Genomic DNA, 20,083 nt, shown 5'->3' on the forward strand with positions numbered 1-20,083 from the left:
GGGTGCTGTGGATATCCACAGCACCCACCGGCTTTCCACAACGTTATCCACAGCAAGATGCGTGCTTTCGGCCGTACTTGTCTGGTTTCACCTTGAGTAAGGGTTAACAGTGACTGACACTCCGGAAACCCCCGTCGGCGACGACTCCCCCGAGGAGGCCGGCGGTGGCGTGACCCAGCGAGTCGAGCCGGTCGGCCTCGAGGTCGAGATGCAGCGCTCGTACCTCGACTACGCGATGAGCGTGATCGTGGGCCGGGCGCTGCCCGACGTGCGGGACGGCCTCAAGCCGGTGCACCGCAAGATCCTCTACGCCATGTACGACTCCGGCTTCCGCCCCGACCGCGGCTACGTCAAGTGCGCCCGCGTCGTCGGCGACGTGATGGGCAACTACCACCCGCACGGCGACTCGTCGATCTACGACGCCCTGGTCCGGATGGGCCAGCCGTGGTCGCTGCGGTACCCGCTGATCGACGGCAACGGCAACTTCGGCTCGCCCGGCAACGACCCGCCGGCCGCCATGAGATACACGGAGTCGAAGCTGTCGCCGCTGGCGATGGAGATGCTGCGGGACATCGACGAAGACACCGTCGACATGCAGGACAACTACGACGGGCGGACGAACGAGCCGACGATCCTGCCGGCCCGGTTCCCCAACCTGCTGGTCAACGGCTCCGAGGGCATCGCGGTCGGCATGGCCACCAAGATCCCGCCGCACAACCTGCGCGAGATCGCGGCCGCCGTGCAGTGGTACCTGGACAACCCGGAGGCGGACGAGGAGGCCACGCTCGAGGCGGTGCTGGGCCTGGTCAAGGGCCCCGACTTCCCGACCAAGGGCTTGATCGTCGGTCAGCAGGCGATCCAGGACGCGTACCGGACCGGGCGCGGCTCGATCCGGATGCGCGCGGTCGTCGAGGTCGAGGAGGACCCGCGCGGCCGGCCGTGTCTGGTCGTCACCGAGCTGCCGTACCAGGTCAACCCGGACAACCTGGCCGAGCGGGTCGCCGAGCTGGTCAAGGAGGGCAAGCTCACCGGCATCGCCGACATCAAGGACGAGTCCTCCGGCCGTACGGGAATGCGGTTGATCATTGTCCTCAAGCGCGACGCGGTCGCCAAGGTCGTGCTCAACAACCTGTACAAGCACACCCAGCTGCAGGAGACGTTCGGGGCGAACATGCTGGCGCTGGTCGACGGCGTGCCGCGCACGCTGAACCTGGCCCAGTTCATCCGCTATTACGTCGACCACCAGATCGAGGTCATCCGCAGGCGTACGGCGTTCCGGCTGCGCAAGGCCGAGGAGCGCGCGCACATCCTGCGCGGCCTGGTCAAGGCGCTCGACATGCTCGACGAGGTGATCGCCCTGATCCGGCGGTCGCCGACGGTCGACGACGCCCGCACCGGCCTGATTCAGCTGCTCGACATCGACGAGGTGCAGGCCGGCGCCATCCTCGACATGCAGCTGCGCCGGCTGGCCGCGCTCGAGCGCCAACGGATCATCGACGAGCTGGCCAAGATCGAGATCGAGATCGCCGACCTCAAGGACATCCTCGCCAAGCCGGAACGGCAGCGGGCGATCGTCTCCGAGGAGCTCGGCGAGATCGTGCAGAAGTACGGCGACGAGCGGCTCACCCAAATCATCCCGTTCGACGGCGAGGTCTCCATGGAGGACCTCATCGCGCGCGAGGACGTTGTGGTGACCATCACACGTACGGGATATGCCAAGCGCACGAAGGTCGATCTGTATCGATCGCAGAAGCGCGGCGGCAAGGGCGTGAGCGGCGCCACCCTGCGGCAGGACGACATCGTCTCGCACTTCTTCGTGATCTCGACACACGACTGGATCCTGTTCTTCACCAACAAGGGCCGGGTCTACCGGGCCAAGGCGTACGAGCTGCCCGAGGCGGCCCGCGTCGCCAAGGGCCAGCACGTCGCCAACCTGCTCGCCTTCCAGCCCGACGAGCACATCGCCCAGGTGATCCAGATCCCGAATTACCAGGTCGCGCCGTATCTTGTGCTCGCCACCAAGAATGGGCTCGTGAAGAAGACCCGGCTCGAGGAATTTGACTCCAACCGCAGCGGTGGCATCATCGCCATCAACCTGCGGGAGGATGACGAGTTGGTGGGCGCTGCCCTGGCGGCATCGGAGAACGATCTTCTGCTCGTCTCCAAGCACGCCCAGGCGATTCGATTCAACGCGACCGATGAGGCGCTGCGGCCGATGGGCCGGGCCACCTCGGGCGTCATCGGCATGCGCTTCGGTGACAACGACGAGCTCCTGGCGATGGAAGTGGTTCGCGAGGGCATGGATGTGTTGGTCGCCACCGACGGTGGGTATGCAAAGCGGACGCCGATCGAGGAGTATCCGGTGCAGGGCAGGGGCGGCAAGGGCGTTCTGACCGCCAAAATCACGGAACGCCGTGGTGGCCTGGTCGGCGCGCTCGTGATCAGCCCGGAGGATGAACTATTTGCCATCACCAGCAATGGTGGTGTCATCCGGACTCCCGTGAAGCCTGTACGGCGCACGCGGGATCGGAACACAATGGGGGTCAAGCTGATGGACCTCCCAGAAGGTGTAACCATCGTGGCGCTTGCTCGCAATGCCGACGAGCCTGACGAACAGGACTAGTTGATGCCGGAGACACAGGCGAAGTCGGGGGCCGCGGGGGCCTCAGCGACTCCGGGCGAGGCGGCCAAGAAGGACGCCGCGAACGGGCGCGATGGTGCGGCACGCGCCGCGAACCCCGCCGAAGCCCCGTCCCCGCCGAAGTTCACCCGGGCGCCGGGCATGGCCCCGCCGCCGGGTGAGCCGCCCGCCGACAGTGACGGTTCGTCCGACCCGAAACGGCCCGCCGGCCCGGCCGTGGCCAAGGGCTCGGCGACCGTGCCGATCGTCACCAAGGGCAAGGGCGCCACGCCGTCGCGGCCCGGTCCCCCGCCGGCCGCTGCCCCTCAGCGGCCCGGCGGCCCCGGCCAGCCCGGCACCGTGACCGGCGGCGCCAAGCCGCAACAGCGTCCCGGCGGTCCCGGCCAGCAGTCCGGGGCGGTCGGCGCGGCCCGGGTCACCGAGGCGGTTCGTTCGGCCCGCTCCACGGTCACCGGGGCGGCCGCACGCGGCCCGCGGCGGGCCCGGCTGAACCTCAAGCGGATCGACCCGTGGTCGGTGATGAAGTTCTCCTTCGCCGTCTCCGTCGTGCTGTTCATCGTCGTGGTCGTCGCCACCTCGGTGCTCTACCTGGCCCTCGACGCCATGGGCGTCTGGAGTGAGGTCAACAACAGCCTCAAGGAACTGGTGAGCGCCAGCGGCGGCACCGACGCCTCCTCGAGCGGCGGCTTCCGCATCACCGCCTGGGGCGTCATCGGCACGTCGATGCTGGTCGGCGCGGTCAACGTCGTCCTGTTCACGGCGCTGGCCACCCTCGGCGCGTTCATCTACAACGTCTGCGCCGACCTCGTCGGCGGCGTTGAGCTGACGCTCGCCGAGCGCGACTGAAATTGACGCCAGCGCGGGCCACCCCGTTTTGGTGGCCCGCGACCCGGTGCGGTAACCTTCGGTGTCGCAATCGCGCGGGGCTATAGCTCAGTCGGTTAGAGCGCAGAGCTGATAACTCTGAGGTCGCTGGTTCGATTCCAGCTAGCCCCACGAGCGACGGGCGTTCCCCTGTCCGCGGAAGGCGCGGACCCTGGTCGCTCGTCATATCTGCTCCGGGGGCCGAGCCCCCGGAAACCCCGCGATCCAGTGGTTGCGGTGGGCGATGTGGATCCGCTTGGCGGCCGCAGAACCCCGGCGATCTGGTGGGCGCGGTGGCGGTGCGGATCCGCTTGGGGCCGCAGCCCTTAGAGTGAGGGGTCAGCTGTGCTGAAGAAGCTCCTGATTGTTGCCGGCATCGTGGGGGTTGCCGCCCTCGTGGTCAAGAAGGTCAAGGCCTCCAGTGACGAGCGGGCGCTGTGGCACGAGGCGACCACGGCCCCTGACCTCCGATAGGCTCATTGGTAGACCGGGGGCCCTAGCTCAACTGGCAGAGCACCGCCTTTGCAAGGCGGGGGTTAGGGGTTCAAGTCCCCTGGGCTCCACGAATCCCTGGAATCCCCCTGTCCGCGGAAAGCGCGGACCAGGGGGATTCGTCATATCTGCTCCGGGGGCCTAGCCCCCGGAAGCCCCGCGGTGCGGTGGGCGCGGTGGGCGGCCGCGCTGCGGCCGGGGGAACGAGGCCCGCGTCCCCGCGGTGCGGTGGGTGCGGTGAGCGGCCCCGCTGCGGCCGGGGAACAAGGCCCGCGTGCCCGCGGTGCGGTGGGTGCGGTGGGCGGCTTCGCTGCGGGCGCGGTCGAGAGCGGTTAGCCGTCGGCACACCTGCCTGATGAACGCCTGCCGTTCCTGCTGGCAGCGAAACCACTGCGCACCTGCGGCGGCATGCCACCACGGCCATCGGGTGCCCGGGATCGTCGTGTGTGGGCGGTCAGGCCGGCAGGACGACGATCATGGGTGGGATCGGGACTCCGTGGTGGGACTCGATGGGGAGCTCGGGGGCGGGGAGCCAATCCAGACCCAAGGGCTCGGGGCCGGTGCCGTCGTCGTGGGGGAGGCGCGGCTCGCCGTCGGCCACCGTGACCGAGAAGACTGAGGTCATGCCGGAGGGGTAGGGCATCTCGAGGACATGGCGGGCGGTGGAGACGACCAGGCCGGTTTCCTCGAAGACCTCGCGGCGCAGGGCCTCCTCGAGGGTCTCGCCCGGCTCGACGCCGCCGCCGGGGAGGGTCCACCACTCACCGCCGCCGGAGCGCCGGGACCGCTCGTGCACCATCAGGACACGGCCGTCGCGGACGATCACGGCGGCGGCCCGTTTTCGTTCATCCACGAACCGCAGGCTAACCGCTCGGCCGAGATTGTGCTCAATGTTGTGGATAACTTGCGGAGGTATCGGGCGGTAACCGGCACGTCACTAACCGATATGGACGGTTGGCCGGTCCTGTGCAGAGCCGTGGTGCCCCATCGGGGCAGGTGACGGAGCACCACGGCGGCGCGGGGTCAGGACGCGAAGGCCGCCCGGGTGGCGGGCATGTCGCTGCCGCCGTTACGGTGCGTTTTGACGGCCAGCACCTGATTTACGCCGATGCGGGCCTGCTCGAAGGCGAGCGCCGACGCGGCCATGTAGAGGCGCCAGACGCGCGCGCGGCCGGGACTGGTCAGGGCGACCGCGTCGGACCAGTCGGACTCCAAGTTGGCCACCCAGGCGCGCAGCGTCTTGGCGTAGTGCTCGCGCAGGGCGTGCACGTCGCGCACCTCGAAGCCGGCCTGCTCCAAGAGGGTGACCGTCGTGCCGATGGGCGCCAGCTCGCCGTCGGGGAAGACGTACGCGTCGATGAAGCTGCGCGGCTGGTGCGGCTGCTTCGGCGGCAGGTGCAGCCGGCCGATCTGGTGGTTGAGCAAGCGGCCGCCCGGCTTGAGCTGGGCGTGCAGGATCTCGGCGTACGCCTTGTAGGGGCCGGTGCCCACGTGCTCGGCCATGCCGACGCTGGAGATCGCGTCGAACGGGCCGTCGTCGAGGTCGCGGTAGTCCTGGATGCGGATCTCGACCTGGTCGGTGAGACCGGCCTCGGCGACCGCCTTGCGGGCGTACTCGGCCTGCTCGCCGGAGAGCGTGATGCCGAGCACCTGCACGCCGTACTCGCGGGCCGCGTGCATGGCGAGGCTCCCCCAGCCGCAGCCCACGTCGAGCAGCCGCATGCCGGGCTTGAGGTCGAGCTTGCGGCAGATCAGATCGAGCTTGTCGCGCTGGGCGTCGGCCAGGCCGTAGCCGGGCGCGTCCGAGGTCCAGTAGGCGCAGGAGTAGACCATGCTCTCGCCGAGCACGATCCGGTAGAAGTCGTTGCCCACGTCGTAGTGCTGGCTCACCGCCTGCTTGTCCCGGCGCTTGCTGTGCTGGGCGCCGGTGACCCGCATCTCCTCGGGCGGCGGCTTGGGCTGGGTGCCGAGCACGCCGAGGCGTACGACATCGGCCGCGACCGTGCGGAACGGCAGGTCCTTGATCTCGGGTGATCGCCAGACGAGGGCTTCGAGCCGGGCGAGGGCGTCGTAGAGATCGCCGTCGAGGTCGACCTCGCCGGCGACGTACGCCCGGGCCAGGCCCAGCTCGTTGGGCTGCCACATGATGCGGCGCATCGCGCGCTTGTGGCGAATGATCAGGGTCGGCGCGTCGGCCGGGCCGGCGGTCGAGCCGTCCCAGGCCCTGATCCGGACCGGCATCGGGGTCTGCAGGACCGATTCGAGGAGGCGGCTGAGCCTGGTCGCGACGGTGGATGGAGGGGTGCTGGTCGGCATGGGAACCTCCCGGGGGCGCAGCCAGTCGCGCTGCGAGATCGCATCGGCGCGGCCGGGGTCTGCTGCCAGGCTGATGCCCTGGCAGCAAGGGTTGAACTGATCCACTATCCGCCCGCCGCGGCAATCTTCATAAGGTCCTTTTGTAGCTTTGTGATCGATGACTCACACTGCGCGTAGCACTCGCTCGAGCTTTTCCGGCGGCACCTGACGCGCGCGGTCGCGCCGGCTCTCGGTCAGCGCCTCGAGCACCGTGCGGCGCTCCACTTCGGACAATATGCCGGTGAAGGGCGACGTGCCACGCAACTCGATCGCGTACTCGGCCGAGGACGTCATGGCGTCGAGGACCGCCTCCGCACCGCTGTCGATCACGGCCTGCCACCGGTCGAGCCACTCCCAGGAGTGGCCCTCGGGGTGCAGGCGGCGCAGTCGCCGCAGGGTGATCGAGGCGGCCGCCAGCAGCGCCGCCGGGTTCGACACGAACTTGCCGGCGATCGCCCGGTGCAGCCAGAGCTGCTCGAGTTGCTCGCGGGTCAGGGCGGGCCGGATGAGGGCCTCGACGTCGGCCCGGCGCAGGCGCCGGTGCGTGCCGACGGTGACGTACGGCAGCAGGCCGCGCGCGCAGAGATCGACGACCTGCTGCCGCGAGGAGCGCAGCAGGATCGCCGCCTCGCCGATGCTCAGCAACTCGGATGAACGCATCGTCACAGGCGAATGTTGGACCCGGCCGATCGCGAATGCAACGACCGAACGGCTGTTGACTCTTTCAAGCCCTCTTCAATTCGTAGGGCGGGGGACCTCCGTGAACAGGTACGTGTTGGTGCGCAACAGCTCCTCGGTCAACGTCGTGCCGGTCAGCCGCTCGGCCAGCGCGAACGCCGCCCGGATCGGCCGCGCCGGGTCGTCGCCGACGCCGAAGCCCACCGACGCGATCATCGGCCGGAGCTCCGCGGCCCGGCCGCCGGCAGTCTTCGCGGGCGTCGACGGATCGAAGTCGAGCTGGACCGCGCCGTCCTGGAGCAGCAGGAACCGGCCGTGCCCGTCGGCGCCGCGCTGGTGGGTCACGACGGTGGTGTCCCTGGAGAGCGGGCGCACCAGCCGTTCGTCGACCCCGAGCTGGCCGTTGTCCTCGACGATCAGCGTCCAGCCCTCGACCCGGGTGACGCCGATGTAGTACCGGTCGGTGACGCCGGTCGGGCCGTCGCCGGCGCCGACCAGCTGGGGCCAGGTGATCCGCTCGAGCTCGTCGCCGTTGAGCCGGGCGAGGACCTGCCGCGGGGTGAGCCCCTTGACCCAGGTGAAGCAGAAGCCCTTGCCGAAGTCAGGCTCGACCGTGAACCACCGGTAGTCGTCGGCGACCGCGGCGCGCGGGGTCGCGGCGGCGGCCGGCGTCCCGGAGCGCCGCGAGCTGCACGCCGCGAGGCTGCCGGTGGCGAGGCTGCCGGTGGCGAGAAGAAGGACGAGTGATCGACGACGCACGGCGACAGTAGATCAAAGACGGGGGCGCGCCGGGAGCCTGTCATCGGATGCTTCCGCGCCGCCCGGTCGGTCGGTGGCCTGGGGCGCGAGCGCTCGCCGCCGCTGCGTGACGAAATAGGCGCAACTTGCGGTGTACGCGGCGGCGAGCAGCCCGCCCACTACGCGCACCGGGACCGGTCCCGCCTCGAGAATCGTGAGGATGAGGGCGGCCTCCGCCCAGCAGGCCAGCAGGACCGCGTTGATCGTGTCGGCCCGGGTCCAGCCGCCCGGCGTCGACCGCCGCGCCTGCCTGCGGATCTCGACCAGCAGCGCGTGGCCCATGCCGAGGGCGAGCAGCCCGAGCAGGATCGTCGCGAAGACCGAATGCGCGCCGCCGGCGACCGCCGCGACGGCGGTGCCCCCGGCCAGCAGAGCGAGACCGCTGACGGTCCCGATCCGGGCTTTGCGACGTTCCCTCACACCCCCTGACGGTCGGCAAGATCCGCGTCGGGCTGAGCGGTCGAGGTGATCGAGGCCACGTCACGTTGCCGATGCGTCGATCGTCCGGATGGCATGACTGAGAACGCGAACAAAACAGTGCTGGTGACCGGGGCGAGCGGGACGCTGGGATCGGCGGTGGTCCCGGTTCTGGAGAAGGCGGGTTACCGGGTACGCCCGATGAGCCGGCACGCCAAGCCCGGCTGGGTGGTCGGCGATCTGCGTACCGGCGAGGGCCTGGCCGAGGCGGTCGAGGGAGTGGACGTGATCGTGCACCTGGCGTCGTCGGCGGGCAAGCCGCGGCAGACCGACGTCGAGGGCACCGAGCGGCTGCTCGCGGTCGCCAAGCCGGCCGGTGTGCGGCACGTCCTGTACATCTCGATCAACGGTCTCGACCGGGTGCCCTTCGGCTACTACCAGGCCAAGCTCGACACCGAGAAGGTCGTCCAGCGCAGCGGCAGCCCGTACACGATCCTGCGGGCCGCCCAGTTCCATCCGTTCGTCGAGATGCTGGTGTCGGCGTCCAGCAAGCTCGGCCCGGTGATCATCGATCCGAGCTGGCGGGTGCAGCCGGTCGCGATCGAGGACGTGGCCGGCCGCATCGCCGAGCTGCTCGCCGTGCCGCCGACCGGCCAGATCATCGAGTACGCCGGGCCGCAGGTCATCACGTTCGACGAGATTGCCCGCTCCTGGCTGACGGCTCGCCGGGCGAAGCGGCCGGTCTGGCGGCTACGCATCCCCGGCCGCATGGCCAAGGCGGTCCGCGACGGCGCGCTGACCACGCCCGCCACGACGACCGGAACTCGATCGTGGGAGGACTACCTGGCCACCAAGTATTGAGCGAGGATGGCGGGCGTGATGGGAACCCTCAAGCTCGAGCCCGCCCAGTCCCGCCTCGACCTGGTGGCCCCGCCGGTGGCCAAGGCCCTGGCGGTGTGGCCGGATGACGCGCCGGTCGACGTCGACCAGGTGCTGGTCGCGCCGATCGACCCCGATCTGGCCGACACCGCGGCGTTCTGCGAGGCATACGAGGTGGGCATGGACGTCTCGGCGAACTGCGTGATCGTGTCGGGTGCGCGCGGCGGGGTCACGAAGTACGCGGCGTGCATCGTCCTCGCGACCACCCGTGCCGACGTCAACGGCGTGGTCCGCCGCCGTCTGGACGTCCGCAAGTGCAGCTTCGCGCCGATGGACGAGGCGGTCCGGCTGACCGGGATGGAGTACGGCGGCATCACCCCGATCGGGCTGCCGGCCGACTGGCCGATCCTGGTCGACGCCCGGGTGGCGGCCACGCCGCACGTGATCGTGGGTTCCGGGGTGCGGCACAGCAAGATCGCGATAGCCGGACCCGCGCTCGGCGCGCTGCCGCACGCGGAGGTCATCGAGGGCCTGGCCAAACAGGTTTAAGGTCTGTGCCGTAGTCGGAGACGGGCTGCGGCCCCGACTTCGACACAGACCATAAATGCGTCGATGTCGTTCCACGTGAAACGTCATCGATCGATGTCGACGACGTCGACCGTCTCGCGGCGGGCGATCTCCGCCAGGGCCGCGAGGATGGTGGCCGGTTCCTGGGCGCCCTGGATCGCGTACTTCCCGTCGATCACGAAGGTCGGGACGCTGGTGATCCCCAGCTCGCGAGCCTCGGCGAGGTCGGCGTTCACCGCCTCGGTGCCGGCCGGCGACGAAAGGTACTCGAACGCGGCGCCCCGGTCGAGCCCGATCGACCCGGCCACCTGGGCGAGCGCCTGCCGGGAGCCGATGTCGATGCCATCGGTGAAGTGCGCGCGCTGAAGGGCGTCGAGCATCTCGGCCTGCCGGTTCCGGCCCGCCGCCCAGGCGATCAGCCGGTGCGCGTCGAAGGAGTTGGCCGCGATCGACCGGTCGAAGTCGAGACGCAGCCCGTCGCCGGCGGCGACCGACGTGACGTGCGCGAACATCTGGTCGGCCCGCTCGCGGCCGCCGAACTTGGCGGCCAGCGCGTCCTTGGTGCGCACCGGGTGGGTCACCGGCCGGGGATCGAGCTGGTATGCCCGATAGGTCACCGTCACGTCGCCGGGGAACTCGGCGAGCGCCCTCTCGAGCCGGACCTTGCCCAGGTAGCACCACGGGCAGACGACGTCGGACCAGACCTGAATGTCCACCGGCACCCCCTAGACCTGAGCGGCGATCTGCCGCTTGAGCCGGGCGAGGATCGCCGACCCGCCGCGGATGCGCAGCGGACTGATCGCCTGCGCCAGCCCCATCCGGGCGTAAAGATCATCGGGAACGGCCAGGATCTCGGCCGTCGACGCTCCCTCGAGGCCCTCGGCCAGCACGCCGGCGAAGGCGCGCGTGGTCGGCGCCTCGGGCGGGCAGTCGAACCACGTCGTCACCGTGTCGTCCGGCTCGACGACCGCCTTGAGGAAGAACTGGGTCTGGCACTCGGGCACCTGTTCCATGCCGTCGTGCCCGGCCAGCTCGGCCGGCAGCGGTGGCATCGCGTCGGCGAACTCGATCAGCATCTCGAGCACGACGTCGCGCGGCGCCGACGCGAACTCGTCGACGATCTCGGCCAGCTTCGGGGGCATGTCGGTCACGACATCGACCCTACGCGGAGCTGCTACGCCGGCGCCGAGGTCGGGAGGAGGGCCACGTCACTCAGGCTGATGATCCCGACGACCTTGCGATCGGCGTCGCAGACCAGCAGCCGCCGGACACCCCGCTCGCGCATCGCCTGCACCGCCTCCTCCACAGTGGCCGACTGCTCCACCATGATCAGCTCGTGCGAGACGATCGAGCCGAGCGTGGTCTCCTTGGGCGGCAGGTTCTCCGCGATCGCCCGGATCACGATGTCGCGGTCGGTGACCACGCCCACCATGGTCGGCCCGCTGGTCACGACGACGTCGCCGATGCCCTGGTCGCGCATCGCCTGCGCGGCCTCGTCCAGCATCGTGCCCTCGGGCAGGTAGACGACCTGCCTCGTCATCACCTCACCGATCGAGACCTTGGCCACGTTGATACCTCCCGTTATGAGACTCCTGTTACCCGAGTGCATCCCTGATTACACGCGGTAGGTCGGCCATCGCCACCTCGGATCGTTCGCCGGTGCGCCGGTCGCGGAATTCCACGAGACCGTCGGCGAGCCGGCGCCCGACCACCACCGAACGGGCGATGCCGATCAGCTCGGCGTCGGTGAACTTCACCCCGGCGGAGAGCTGCGGCCGATCGTCGACGAGCACCCGCAGCCCGGTGGCGACCAGCCTGCCGGCGAGCTCGAGAGCGGCCTCCACCTGCCCGTCCTTGCCGGCCGCGACGACATGCACGTCGGCCGGCGCGACCTCGTCCGGCCAGAGCAGGCCGCGGTCGTCGTGGTGCTGCTCGGCGATCGCCGCCACCGACCGGGACACCCCGATCCCGTAGCAGCCCATGGTGGGGCGTACGGGTTTGCCGTCCACCCCGAGGACGTCGACCTGGAACGCGTCGGTGTACTTGCGGCCGAGCTGGAAGACGTGCCCGATCTCGATGCCGCGGCGGACGGTCAGAGCCCCCTCGGCGCAGGCCGGGCACGGGTCGCCGGCCCGCACCTCGGCCGCCTCGATCGTCCCGTCGGGGGTGAAGTCGCGGCCGGCGACCACGTTGGTGGCGTGCTTGCCGGGCTCGTTGGCGCCGGTCAGCCAGGCGGTGCCGAGTGACACCCGCGGGTCGGCCAGGTAGCGCACCTTGATCCCCTGCGGCCCGATGTATCCCTTCACCAGGTCAGGCCGGGACGCGAAGTCGTCGAAGAGGGTGGCCGAGGCCGGATCGAGAACGGCATTGAGCCGCTTGAGGTCGACCTCGCGGTCACCGGGGACGCCGATGACCAGAAGCTCGTCTTCCGCGCCCGGGTGGTGCACGGTGACGACGACGTTTTTCAGCGTGTCGGCGGCCGTCCAGTCGGTGCGGCCCGCCAAGGCCCGGGCATTGGCGAGGTCGACCAGGGAGTCGATGGTCGGGGTCGATGGTGTGTCGTGCACGGTGAGCGGGCCGGCCGGCGCCGGGGAGCCGCGATAGACGGTGACGACCGCCTCGGTGTTGGCCGCGTAGGTGCACGACGTGCACGCGACGAACGTGTCCTCGCCCACCTCGGAGGTGGCGAGGAACTCCTCCGAGGCCGAGCCGCCCATGGCGCCGGACATCGCGGCCACGATCGTGTGCGACAGCCCGAGCCGGTCGAAGATGCGCTGGTAGGCCGCGCGGACCTCGCCGTAGACCGACACGAGCTCGGCGTCGGTGAGGCTGAACGAGTAGGCGTCCTTCATCAGGAACTCGCGCCCGCGCAACAGGCCGGCCCGCGGGCGCGCCTCGTCGCGGAACTTGCTCTGCACCTGGAACAGCAACCGCGGGAAATCGCGGTACGAGCTGGTCATGTCCTGCACCAGGAGGGTGAACATCTCCTCGTGGGTGGGCGCCAGCAAATACTCGCCGCCCCGCCGGTCGCGCAGGGTGAACAGGTCGTCGCCGTACTCCGTCCAGCGGTTGCTGATGTCGTAGGGCTCGCGCGGCAGCAGCGCCGGGAACGACACCTCCTGCCCGCCGATCGCGACCATCTCCTCGCGGACCACGGCGGTCACCCGGTCGAGGACGAGCTTGCCGAGCGGGAGCCAGGTGTACCCACCCGGGGCGGCGCGACGGATGAACCCGGCGCGCAGCAGCAGCCGATGGCTCGGCACCTCCGCGTCCGCCGGCTCCTCACGCAGGGTCTTGAGCAGCAAGGTGGACATCCGCAACAGCATGCCGAGCAGCGTATTGAGGGGGTGCGACACAAGCCACCGGTTAACGGGTGTGTCGTCAGCGTCACGCTGCGGTGACCGGCGGCGAGGAGTAAAGCTAACTGTCATCTACAGGTGAAGGACGTTAGGGGGACGGCCGATGGCCTGGCACAGCTTCGTGGCGATGGGCGACAGCTTCACCGAGGGCTTGGACGACAGGTATCCCGACGGCACCTTCCGCGGCTGGGCCGACCTGGTCGCCGCCCGGCTCGCCGTCGACTACGGACCCGATTTCGGCTACGCGAACCTGGCCATCCGCGGCCGCCTGCTCAACCAGATCATCGACGAGCAGCTCGAGCCGACCCTGGCCATGCGGCCCGGGCTGGTCAGCTTCGCCGGCGGCGGGAACGACGTGCTGCGACCCCGCGTCGACCCGCACGCGCTGGTCGCCCGGATGGATCCGATGGTGGCCCGGCTCCGCGAGGCCGGCGCCGACGTGATCCTGTTCCGCTTCGCCGACGTCACCGCGCACCTGCCCGGCCAGCGGATCATGAGCCCGCGGGCGGCCGTGCTCAACGACGGCGCCACCATGCTCGGCGAGAAGTACGGCGCGTACGTGATCGACCTGTTCGGCGACGACAAGTTCCACCACCCGCACATGTGGGCCCCCGACCGCCTGCACCTGTCGGCCGCCGGCCACCGGCGCGTCGCCGCCCACGTGCTGAGCGCGCTCGGCGTCGGCGTCGACGACGAGTGGATGCTGGTGCCGCCGGCCCCCGAGCCGACCCCGTGGCTGCTCGCCCGCGGCGCCGACCTGCGCTGGGCCCGCGAGCACCTGGTGCCGTGGATGGGCCGGCACCTGCGCGGCCACTCCAGCGGCGACAGCATCACAGCCAAACGTCCGGCATTGGCGCCCATGGAGTGAGCCTTCGAGCGATAGCGTGAACAACATGTCCGTTGCGAACGATCCGGCGCCGTCCCTGCAGGCGTACGCGCACCCCGACAAACTGGTCACCACCGAGTGGCTGGCCGCCAACCTCGACACGCCCGGCCTCGTGGTCGTGGAGTCGGACGAGGACGTGCTGCTCTACGACACCGGGCACATCCCGGGCGCGGTCAAGGTCGACTGGCACCTCGAGCTCAACGACCAGACCACCCGCGACTACCTCGACCCCGCCGCGTTCGCCGCCATGTGCGAGGCCAAGGGCATCGGGCGGGACGACACGATCGTCTTCTACGGCGACAACTTCAACTGGTGGGCCGCGTACGCCCTCTGGGTCTTCAGTCTCTTCGGCCACCGCGACGTCCGCCTGCTCGACGGCGGCCGGCAGAAGTGGGTGGCCGAAGGCCGCCCGCTGACCCGCGACAAGACCGAGCGCCCGCGGGCGGAGTACCCGGTGCCGGTCCGCAACGACGCCGAGATCCGGGCCTTCCGCGACCAGGTGATGGGCCACATCGCCAGCGGCCGGCCGCTGGTCGACGTGCGCTCGCCGCAGGAGTACACGGGCGAGCTCACGCACATGGCGGCCTACCCGCAGGAGGGCGCGCTGCGCGGCGGGCACATCCCGGGCGCGCTGAGCAAGCCGTGGAAGGCGGCGGCGAACGAGGACGGCTCGTTCAAGCCGGCCGACGAGCTCACCAAGATCTACCGCGACGAGCTCGGCCTCGAGGCGGCCGACGACATCATCGCCTACTGCCGGATCGGCGAGCGGTCCAGCCACACCTGGTTCGTGCTGCACCACCTGCTCGGATACCCGCAGGTCCGCAACTACGACGGCTCCTGGACCGAGTGGGGCAACCTGGTGCGGGCGCCGATCGCCAAGGGCCCCGAGCCGGGCGGCATGCACTAAGTCGTGCGCTGAAGAGCGGGGACGGGCGAGAAACTGTCGGGGGCATTCGGTAGCTTTCTCGCCCGTGAGCAACACGTTCCAGGTCGATCTACGGGGCATCGTCGATCTGCTGAGTCACCACCTCTACGCGAGCCCACGCGTCTACGTCCGCGAGCTGCTGCAGAACGCGGTGGACGCGATCACCGCGACCGGTTCGGCGGCCGACGGTCAAGTCCAGATCACCACCGGCGAAGACGAGCTGCGGATCACCGACAACGGGGTCGGGCTCACCGAGGCGCAGGTGCACGAGTTGCTGGCCACGATCGGCCGCAGCTCCAAACGCGACGAGCTGGGCTTCGCCCGCCACGAGTTCCTCGGCCAGTTCGGCATCGGCCTGCTCTCCTGCTTCCTGGTGGCCGACGAGATCCACGTGCACACCCGGCGGGCCGGGGCCGAGCCGGTGCGCTGGATCGGGTACTCCGACGGCCGCTACGAGGTCCGTCCCGGCGAAGAACGCGAGCCGGGGACATCGGTCACCCTGCTGCCGCGCCGCGGCGCCGAGCATTTGCTTTCCGGTACGACGGTGCGCGAGCTCGCCACGTTGTACGGGTCGCTGTTGCCGGTGACGGTCGAGGTGGACGGCGAGCGGGTGACCGCCGACGCGGTGCCGTGGGAATCCGGTCGCGCGGCGCTCTACGCGTACGCGGAAAAGGTCTTCGGCTTCGTCCCCTTCGACATCGTCGAGCTGGACGTGCCGCAGGCCGGCCTGAAGGGCGCGGCGTTCGTGCTGTCCACCCCGGTCAATCCGGCGACCCGCGGCGGCCATCGGGTCTATCTCAAGCGCATGCTGCTGGCCGAGAGCGTCGAGGGCCTGCTGCCCGAATGGGCGTTCTTCGCCCGCTGCGTGGTCGACAGCACCGAGCTGCGGCCGACCGCGAGCCGCGAGGCGCTCTACGACGACGGCCTGCTCGGCGAGACCCGCGACGCGATCGCCGACCAGCTGCGCGGCTGGCTGGTGCGGCTGGCCACCACCGATCCGCGCAAGCTCGGCCGGTTCCTGACCGTGCACCATCTCGGGGTCAAGGCGCTCGCCCTGCACGACGACGAGATGCTGAGCATCGTCGATCAGTGGTATCCGATGGAGACCAACATGGGCCAGGTCACGCTCGCGGAGTTCCGCGAGCGGCACGGCCTGATCCGGTACGCGGCCACCCCCGACGAGTTCCGCCAGCTCGCCGCGGTGGCCGCCGCGCAGGACGTCGGCCTGGTCAACGGCGGGTACGTGTACGACTCCGACATCATCGAACGACTCGCCACAGTGGATCCCGAGATCCGCGCCGAGCGGCTCGAGCCCGCCGACCTGGCCACCCGCTTCACCGGCCTGGACGCCGAGGCCGAGCTGCGCCTGCGGCCGTTCCTGGCGGCCGTGCAGCGCCGCCTCGACCGGCTCGGCTGCGAGGTGGTGATCCGGGCGTACGAGCCGGCCACCCTCCCGGCTCTCTACCTGGTCAGCCGGGCCGCCGCGTTCCACGACGAGCTCACCGCGAGCCGCGACCGCGCCGACGACATCTGGGGCGGGGTGCTGGACGCGCTGGCCACCACCGCGCCGCCCGACCGCCCGCAGTTGGTGCTCAACGCGCGCAACCCGCTGGTGCGCCGGATCACCGCGATCGGCGATCCCGAGCTGGCCGGGCTGGCCGTCGAGTCGCTCTACGGCCAGGCGCTGATGCTCGGCCACCACCCGATCCGACCGGCCGACGCGGCGCTGCTGACCTCGTCGATGCTGGGCCTGCTCGACCGCGCCGTCCCCGGGAGTGAGCGATGAAGTCGGCCGACGACCTGTGGGACCTGCTGCGCCAGTCGGGCGACCTGCCCTACGGCGCTGCCAAGATCGCGCTGATCGAGGAGGTGCTGCGGCACGTCGAGGCGATCGGCGATCCCGACCTGGCGTTCACCACCCGCATGCTGGCGACCTCGGCGTACATCTACGGTGGCGAGCCGGTCAAGGCGTTCCCCACGTTCGCGTGGTGCGTCGCCGACTTCGACCACCATCCCGGCCCGCACCACCAGCGCTGGGCGCACACCCTGCTGTGGGACTTCAAGGCCATGGTGTCCGGCCTGACCCGCTTCCCCGAGGTGCCGCTGGACCGCGCGTACTCGGTGCTGGAGGACATGGAGCGCCGCTATCGCGAGGGCGGCCACAGCCTGCAGGCCGTGCACAAGCGGCGGCACCTGGTCGCCCGCCACCTCGGCGACACACCGCAGGAGGACGAGTGGTTCGAGCGCTGGCAGGCGACGCCGCGCGACGACCTCTCCGATTGCGCCGGCTGCGACCCGACGACGGTGCTGGTCCACCTCAACCGCCGCGGCCGGTACGAAGAGGCGGTGGCGCTGGCCGAGCCGGTGTTGGCCGGCGAGTTGTCCTGCAACGAGCAACCGCAGAGCATCCTCAGCGAGCTGATGGAGCCCTACGTGATGACCGGGCGGCTGGCGGAGGCGGTCGACGCGCACCGACGGGCGTACCGGGCGCATCGGTCCCGGCTGGCCGACCTCGGGGACATCGGCTGGCACGCGGTCTTCTGCGCACGCACCGGCAACGAGCACCGCGGCTTCGAGATCCTGCAGCGGCACATCGACTGGCTCGACAAGGCGCCCTCGCCGTACACGGCGATGACCTTCGCGACGAACGGGGCGTACGTGTTGCGCCGGCTCGCCGCGCTCGGTCACGGCGACCTGATGGTGCGCCGCCGCGACCGCGAGGACATCGCGGCCGCCGAGCTCGCCGACGAGCTGGCCGCGATGGCGACCGGGATCGCGGCGCGGTTCGACGCCCGCAACGGCACCGGCGCGCAGGGCGCCTGGGTCGCCGATCAGCTGGCCGCCGAGCCGTTCGGCATCCACCTGATCCTCGACCCGGCGGCCCGGCAGACCCGCACTGTGCCGGTCGCCGAGGCGGTCGAGCCCCCGCCCGAGATCCCCGAGCACCTCGGCGCGAAGGAACTGCTCGACCTGGCCGAGGAGCACAGCCGCGCCGAGCGGCAACCGGCTCTCGGGGCCGCGCTCGACGCGCTGGACGCCCGGTTCACCACTCTGGGCGATCCGCTGCTCAAGGCGCGGCGCGCCGAGCTGAGGGCGATCCAGGCGCGCCCCGACGACCGCGACCGTGCGCTGGAGCTGTGGGACGCGGCGGCCGATCTCTATGCCGCCGCGGGAGCCGACGGCGACGCCTCCGAGATGCGGGCGATCGTGGCGCTCGAGCAGGCGTTCTCCGGCGCGACCGAGGCCGGCGAGACGCTCAAGGCCGATGTCGCCTGGCAGGAGGAGCACGGTGGCCCCCGCGAACGGGCGCTGGCCTGGGCTCGGTTGTCGGTGTTGCACGGGGTGCGCCAGGAGATCGAGGCGGCCAACGAGGCCGGCGACCGTGCCGACGTCCATGCGGCGCAGGCCGGTGACCCGCGGCTGATCGCGAGGCACGCGCTGCTGCGGGCCCGCAATCGTGCGGCTGCCGAGCGTGGGGAGGAAGCCCTCGCGGCGGCTCGGCAGGCCTACGAGTTCTTCCGCGAGCACGGCCCGGCGCGCCGGCTGGCCGAGGCGGCCACGATCCTGGGCAACCTGGCCGACGATCCGGCCGAGCAGGCCGAGCTGTTCGGCGTGGCGATCGGCACCGGCGACCCGTCGAGCGCGCTGCTCGCCCGGATGGGCCGCGGTGAGGCGCTGCGACGGCTGGACCGGGCCGGCGAGGCAGTGGCCGACCTGGCCGAGGCGGTCGCGCTCTGCGCCGAGCACGAGGTCGAGGACGGCGGCGCTTTCGCCCGCTACCGGCTGGCCGAGGCGTACGCGCAGGCCGAGCGCCCGGTCGAGGCGGTCGAGGTGGCCGAGGAGGCGGTGCTGCTCTTCGATCGGGCCGGCGACGAGCATTTCGGGTCCAACGCCCGGTATCTGCTGGCCAAGCAATACCAGGTGCTCGGCGACACCGACGCGGCCCTGGCCCGCTACCGCGAGCTGATCGAGCGGCTCACCGACAACCCCTGGGGCCGGGCCCAGATGGGCGAGGAGGCCGGCGCGCTGCTGTTCGATCTCGACCGGGACGCCGACGCGGCCGAGGCGTTCGGCGCCGCGGCGAGCACCCTGCACGAGGTCGGTGACCTGGTCGCCGAGCTGCGCCTGCTGCGGCGCCGGGTCGCGGCGCTGCACTTCGCCGACGACCCGGCCGCCGCCGAGGAGGCGATCGAGCTCGCCCAGCGGCGCTGGGCCGAACTGCCGGCGGAAAAGGCGGCCGAGCCCGAGGCGATCTGGCACCACGGCATGACAATGTGGGAGGCGGGCCGGGTGCTGATGTCCCGCGGCCGGTGGGCCGACGCGCTGCCGTACGTGCGGGATGCCGCGCAGCCGCTGCGGGCGATCGGCGCGACCGACGACGCTGACCACCTCGGCGGGATGTACGCCGAGGCCCTGTTCCGCACGGGCCGGGCGGCCGAGGCCGAAAAGGTGCTGGGACCGCTGCTGGCGGGGATGGCGCCGGACGCTCCGGGGCGTTCGGTGGCCGAGACGGTATGGGCCGAGATCCGGCGCGAGCTTGGCAAATCCTGAACGCCCGTTAAGGCATCGGCTTGACAGGGGGTTAAAGTTGCCCTGTGACTACGGTTGATCAGGAGCAGCGACCGGGGCCGCCCGCGCCCCGGCGGCGGTCGCGGCGTGACGAGATCCTCGAGATCGCCATGGGCCTCTTCGCGGCCCGCGGCTATCACGGCGTCTCGATGGACGACATCGGCTCGGCCGCGGGGGTCACCGGCCCGGCCCTCTACCACCACTTCCGCGGCAAGGAAGCGATGCTGGTGGCCGCGCTGATCCCGGTCAGCGAAAATCTGCTGCACGGCGGCAAGGCCCGGGTCGCCGAGCATCCCGACGACGCCGGCGCCGCGCTGGCCGACCTGATCGACTTCCACGTCGAGTTCGCGCTGGCCAACCCGGCCGTGATCGCCCTGCACCTGCACGAGCTCGACCGCCTGCCGGACGAGCCGCGCCGGCAGATCCGCCGCCTGCAGCGCCTCTACGTCGAGGAGTGGGTGGTCGTGCTGGGCCAGGTGCGTCCCGAGCTCGAGGCGGCCGAGGCCCGGGTGCTGGCCCACTCGGCGTTCGGCCTGATGAACTCGACGCCGTTCCTGGGCGGCGAGGTCGACCGCCGCCGCCGGGCCGCCCTGCTGCGCGATGCCACCATGCACGCCCTCACCGGCCACTGATTTCCCTCAACACCGGGCCGA

Annotated in this window: 19 protein-coding genes and 2 tRNA genes; 12 read left to right on the forward strand and 9 right to left on the reverse strand. The window is 70.8% G+C overall.

The window, feature by feature from the left end; all coding sequences use genetic code 11:
* Positions 1 to 109 precede the first annotated feature (109 nt).
* The 5 genes from gyrA to ACFQS1_RS31895 all read left to right on the forward strand — a co-directional run bounded on the left by gyrA (position 110) and on the right by ACFQS1_RS31895 (position 4,068).
* Positions 110 to 2,623 carry a DNA gyrase subunit A gene (gene gyrA, locus ACFQS1_RS31875; RefSeq protein ID WP_378975590.1) on the forward strand — a complete coding sequence of 838 codons (2,514 nt, stop codon included), beginning with the start codon at positions 110 to 112 and terminating at the stop codon, positions 2,621 to 2,623.
* A gap of 3 nt (positions 2,624 to 2,626) precedes the next feature.
* A complete protein-coding gene (locus ACFQS1_RS31880) occupies positions 2,627 to 3,487 on the forward strand; it encodes a DUF3566 domain-containing protein (protein ID WP_378975592.1) in 861 nt (286 codons plus the stop codon).
* Positions 3,488 to 3,563: 76 nt separating this feature from the next.
* Positions 3,564 to 3,637, forward strand: a tRNA-Ile gene (locus ACFQS1_RS31885).
* A 213-nt stretch (positions 3,638 to 3,850) separates the two neighbouring features.
* Positions 3,851 to 3,979, forward strand: a complete 129-nt coding sequence (locus ACFQS1_RS31890) for a DLW-39 family protein (RefSeq protein WP_211268820.1) — start codon at positions 3,851 to 3,853, stop codon at positions 3,977 to 3,979.
* Positions 3,980 to 3,995: 16 nt separating this feature from the next.
* Positions 3,996 to 4,068 (forward strand) — tRNA-Ala (locus tag ACFQS1_RS31895).
* Between the two features lie 383 nt (positions 4,069 to 4,451).
* Here ACFQS1_RS31895 and ACFQS1_RS31900 read toward each other — a convergent pair.
* The 5 genes from ACFQS1_RS31900 to ACFQS1_RS31920 form a co-directional block, all read right to left on the reverse strand.
* Positions 4,452 to 4,850: an NUDIX domain-containing protein gene (locus ACFQS1_RS31900; protein ID WP_378975595.1), complete on the reverse strand. Its 399-nt coding sequence runs from the start codon at positions 4,848 to 4,850 to the stop codon at positions 4,452 to 4,454.
* Positions 4,851 to 5,020: 170 nt separating this feature from the next.
* Positions 5,021 to 6,313, reverse strand: coding sequence for a class I SAM-dependent methyltransferase (locus ACFQS1_RS31905; protein WP_378975597.1), 1,293 nt, complete (start codon positions 6,311 to 6,313; stop codon positions 5,021 to 5,023).
* Positions 6,314 to 6,475: 162 nt separating this feature from the next.
* Positions 6,476 to 7,012, reverse strand: a complete 537-nt coding sequence (locus ACFQS1_RS31910) for a helix-turn-helix domain-containing protein (RefSeq protein WP_378975677.1) — start codon at positions 7,010 to 7,012, stop codon at positions 6,476 to 6,478.
* 75 nt (positions 7,013 to 7,087) lie between these two features.
* A complete protein-coding gene (locus tag ACFQS1_RS31915; RefSeq protein WP_378975599.1) occupies positions 7,088 to 7,789 on the reverse strand; it encodes a DUF6461 domain-containing protein in 702 nt (233 codons plus the stop codon).
* A 12-nt stretch (positions 7,790 to 7,801) separates the two neighbouring features.
* Positions 7,802 to 8,248, reverse strand: coding sequence for a hypothetical protein (locus ACFQS1_RS31920; RefSeq protein ID WP_378975601.1), 447 nt, complete (start codon positions 8,246 to 8,248; stop codon positions 7,802 to 7,804).
* 93 nt (positions 8,249 to 8,341) lie between these two features.
* Here ACFQS1_RS31920 and ACFQS1_RS31925 point away from each other — a divergent pair, with 93 nt between their 5' ends.
* Both ACFQS1_RS31925 and ACFQS1_RS31930 read left to right on the forward strand, forming a co-directional pair.
* Positions 8,342 to 9,106 carry an SDR family oxidoreductase gene (locus ACFQS1_RS31925; RefSeq protein WP_378975602.1) on the forward strand — a complete coding sequence of 255 codons (765 nt, stop codon included), beginning with the start codon at positions 8,342 to 8,344 and terminating at the stop codon, positions 9,104 to 9,106.
* 18 nt (positions 9,107 to 9,124) lie between these two features.
* Entirely contained in the window at positions 9,125 to 9,673 is a 549-nt protein-coding gene (locus tag ACFQS1_RS31930) for a YbaK/EbsC family protein (protein WP_378975679.1), read from the forward strand.
* An 83-nt stretch (positions 9,674 to 9,756) separates the two neighbouring features.
* Here ACFQS1_RS31930 and ACFQS1_RS31935 read toward each other — a convergent pair whose 3' ends face one another.
* Genes ACFQS1_RS31935 through ACFQS1_RS31950 form a run of 4 tightly spaced genes read right to left on the reverse strand, consistent with a single transcriptional unit; the run spans position 9,757 to position 13,017 of the window.
* Positions 9,757 to 10,407 (reverse strand): DsbA family oxidoreductase, encoded by a 651-nt coding sequence (locus ACFQS1_RS31935; RefSeq protein WP_378975604.1) that lies wholly within the window; start codon positions 10,405 to 10,407, stop codon positions 9,757 to 9,759.
* 9 nt (positions 10,408 to 10,416) lie between these two features.
* Positions 10,417 to 10,842, reverse strand: a complete 426-nt coding sequence (locus tag ACFQS1_RS31940; RefSeq protein ID WP_378975606.1) for a SufE family protein — start codon at positions 10,840 to 10,842, stop codon at positions 10,417 to 10,419.
* Between the two features lie 23 nt (positions 10,843 to 10,865).
* Positions 10,866 to 11,258 (reverse strand): CBS domain-containing protein, encoded by a 393-nt coding sequence (locus ACFQS1_RS31945; protein ID WP_378975608.1) that lies wholly within the window; start codon positions 11,256 to 11,258, stop codon positions 10,866 to 10,868.
* 28 nt (positions 11,259 to 11,286) lie between these two features.
* Entirely contained in the window at positions 11,287 to 13,017 is a 1,731-nt protein-coding gene (locus ACFQS1_RS31950) for a proline--tRNA ligase (protein WP_378975610.1), read from the reverse strand.
* 136 nt (positions 13,018 to 13,153) lie between these two features.
* Between ACFQS1_RS31950 and ACFQS1_RS31955 the strand changes: the two genes are divergently transcribed.
* The 5 genes from ACFQS1_RS31955 (at position 13,154) to ACFQS1_RS31975 (ending at position 20,062) form a co-directional block, all read left to right on the forward strand.
* On the forward strand, positions 13,154 to 13,918 hold the full coding sequence (locus tag ACFQS1_RS31955) for an SGNH/GDSL hydrolase family protein (protein ID WP_378975612.1): 765 nt from the start codon (positions 13,154 to 13,156) through the stop codon (positions 13,916 to 13,918).
* Between the two features lie 25 nt (positions 13,919 to 13,943).
* Positions 13,944 to 14,843, forward strand: coding sequence for a sulfurtransferase (locus ACFQS1_RS31960; protein ID WP_378975614.1), 900 nt, complete (start codon positions 13,944 to 13,946; stop codon positions 14,841 to 14,843).
* 64 nt (positions 14,844 to 14,907) lie between these two features.
* Entirely contained in the window at positions 14,908 to 16,647 is a 1,740-nt protein-coding gene (locus ACFQS1_RS31965) for an HSP90 family protein (protein WP_378975616.1), read from the forward strand.
* Complete coding sequence (locus ACFQS1_RS31970) at positions 16,644 to 19,412, forward strand: ATP-binding protein (RefSeq protein WP_378975617.1); 2,769 nt, start codon at positions 16,644 to 16,646, stop codon at positions 19,410 to 19,412. The genes ACFQS1_RS31965 and ACFQS1_RS31970 overlap by 4 nt, the downstream gene beginning before the upstream one ends.
* 44 nt (positions 19,413 to 19,456) lie before the next feature.
* Entirely contained in the window at positions 19,457 to 20,062 is a 606-nt protein-coding gene (locus ACFQS1_RS31975; protein WP_378975619.1) for a TetR/AcrR family transcriptional regulator, read from the forward strand.
* Positions 20,063 to 20,083 lie beyond the last annotated feature (21 nt).

Origin of the sequence: Paractinoplanes rhizophilus, assembly GCF_042664765.1 — a bacterium.
GTDB lineage: Bacteria > Actinomycetota > Actinomycetes > Mycobacteriales > Micromonosporaceae > Actinoplanes > Actinoplanes rhizophilus.

What these genes read in the sequence shown, in the direction of transcription:
- ACFQS1_RS31880 (WP_378975592.1), top strand. Translation starts at nt 2,627, where the DNA reads ATGCCGGAGACACAGGCGAAGTCGGGGGCCGCGGGGGCCTCAGCGACT.
- ACFQS1_RS31905 (WP_378975597.1), bottom strand. Translation starts at nt 6,313, where the DNA reads ATGCCGACCAGCACCCCTCCATCCACCGTCGCGACCAGGCTCAGCCGC.
- ACFQS1_RS31910 (WP_378975677.1), bottom strand. Translation starts at nt 7,012, where the DNA reads ATGCGTTCATCCGAGTTGCTGAGCATCGGCGAGGCGGCGATCCTGCTG.
- ACFQS1_RS31925 (WP_378975602.1), top strand. Translation starts at nt 8,342, where the DNA reads ATGACTGAGAACGCGAACAAAACAGTGCTGGTGACCGGGGCGAGCGGG.
- ACFQS1_RS31930 (WP_378975679.1), top strand. Translation starts at nt 9,125, where the DNA reads ATGGGAACCCTCAAGCTCGAGCCCGCCCAGTCCCGCCTCGACCTGGTG.
- ACFQS1_RS31950 (WP_378975610.1), bottom strand. Translation starts at nt 13,017, where the DNA reads ATGCTGTTGCGGATGTCCACCTTGCTGCTCAAGACCCTGCGTGAGGAG.
- ACFQS1_RS31955 (WP_378975612.1), top strand. Translation starts at nt 13,154, where the DNA reads ATGGCCTGGCACAGCTTCGTGGCGATGGGCGACAGCTTCACCGAGGGC.
- ACFQS1_RS31960 (WP_378975614.1), top strand. Translation starts at nt 13,944, where the DNA reads ATGTCCGTTGCGAACGATCCGGCGCCGTCCCTGCAGGCGTACGCGCAC.
- ACFQS1_RS31970 (WP_378975617.1), top strand. Translation starts at nt 16,644, where the DNA reads ATGAAGTCGGCCGACGACCTGTGGGACCTGCTGCGCCAGTCGGGCGAC.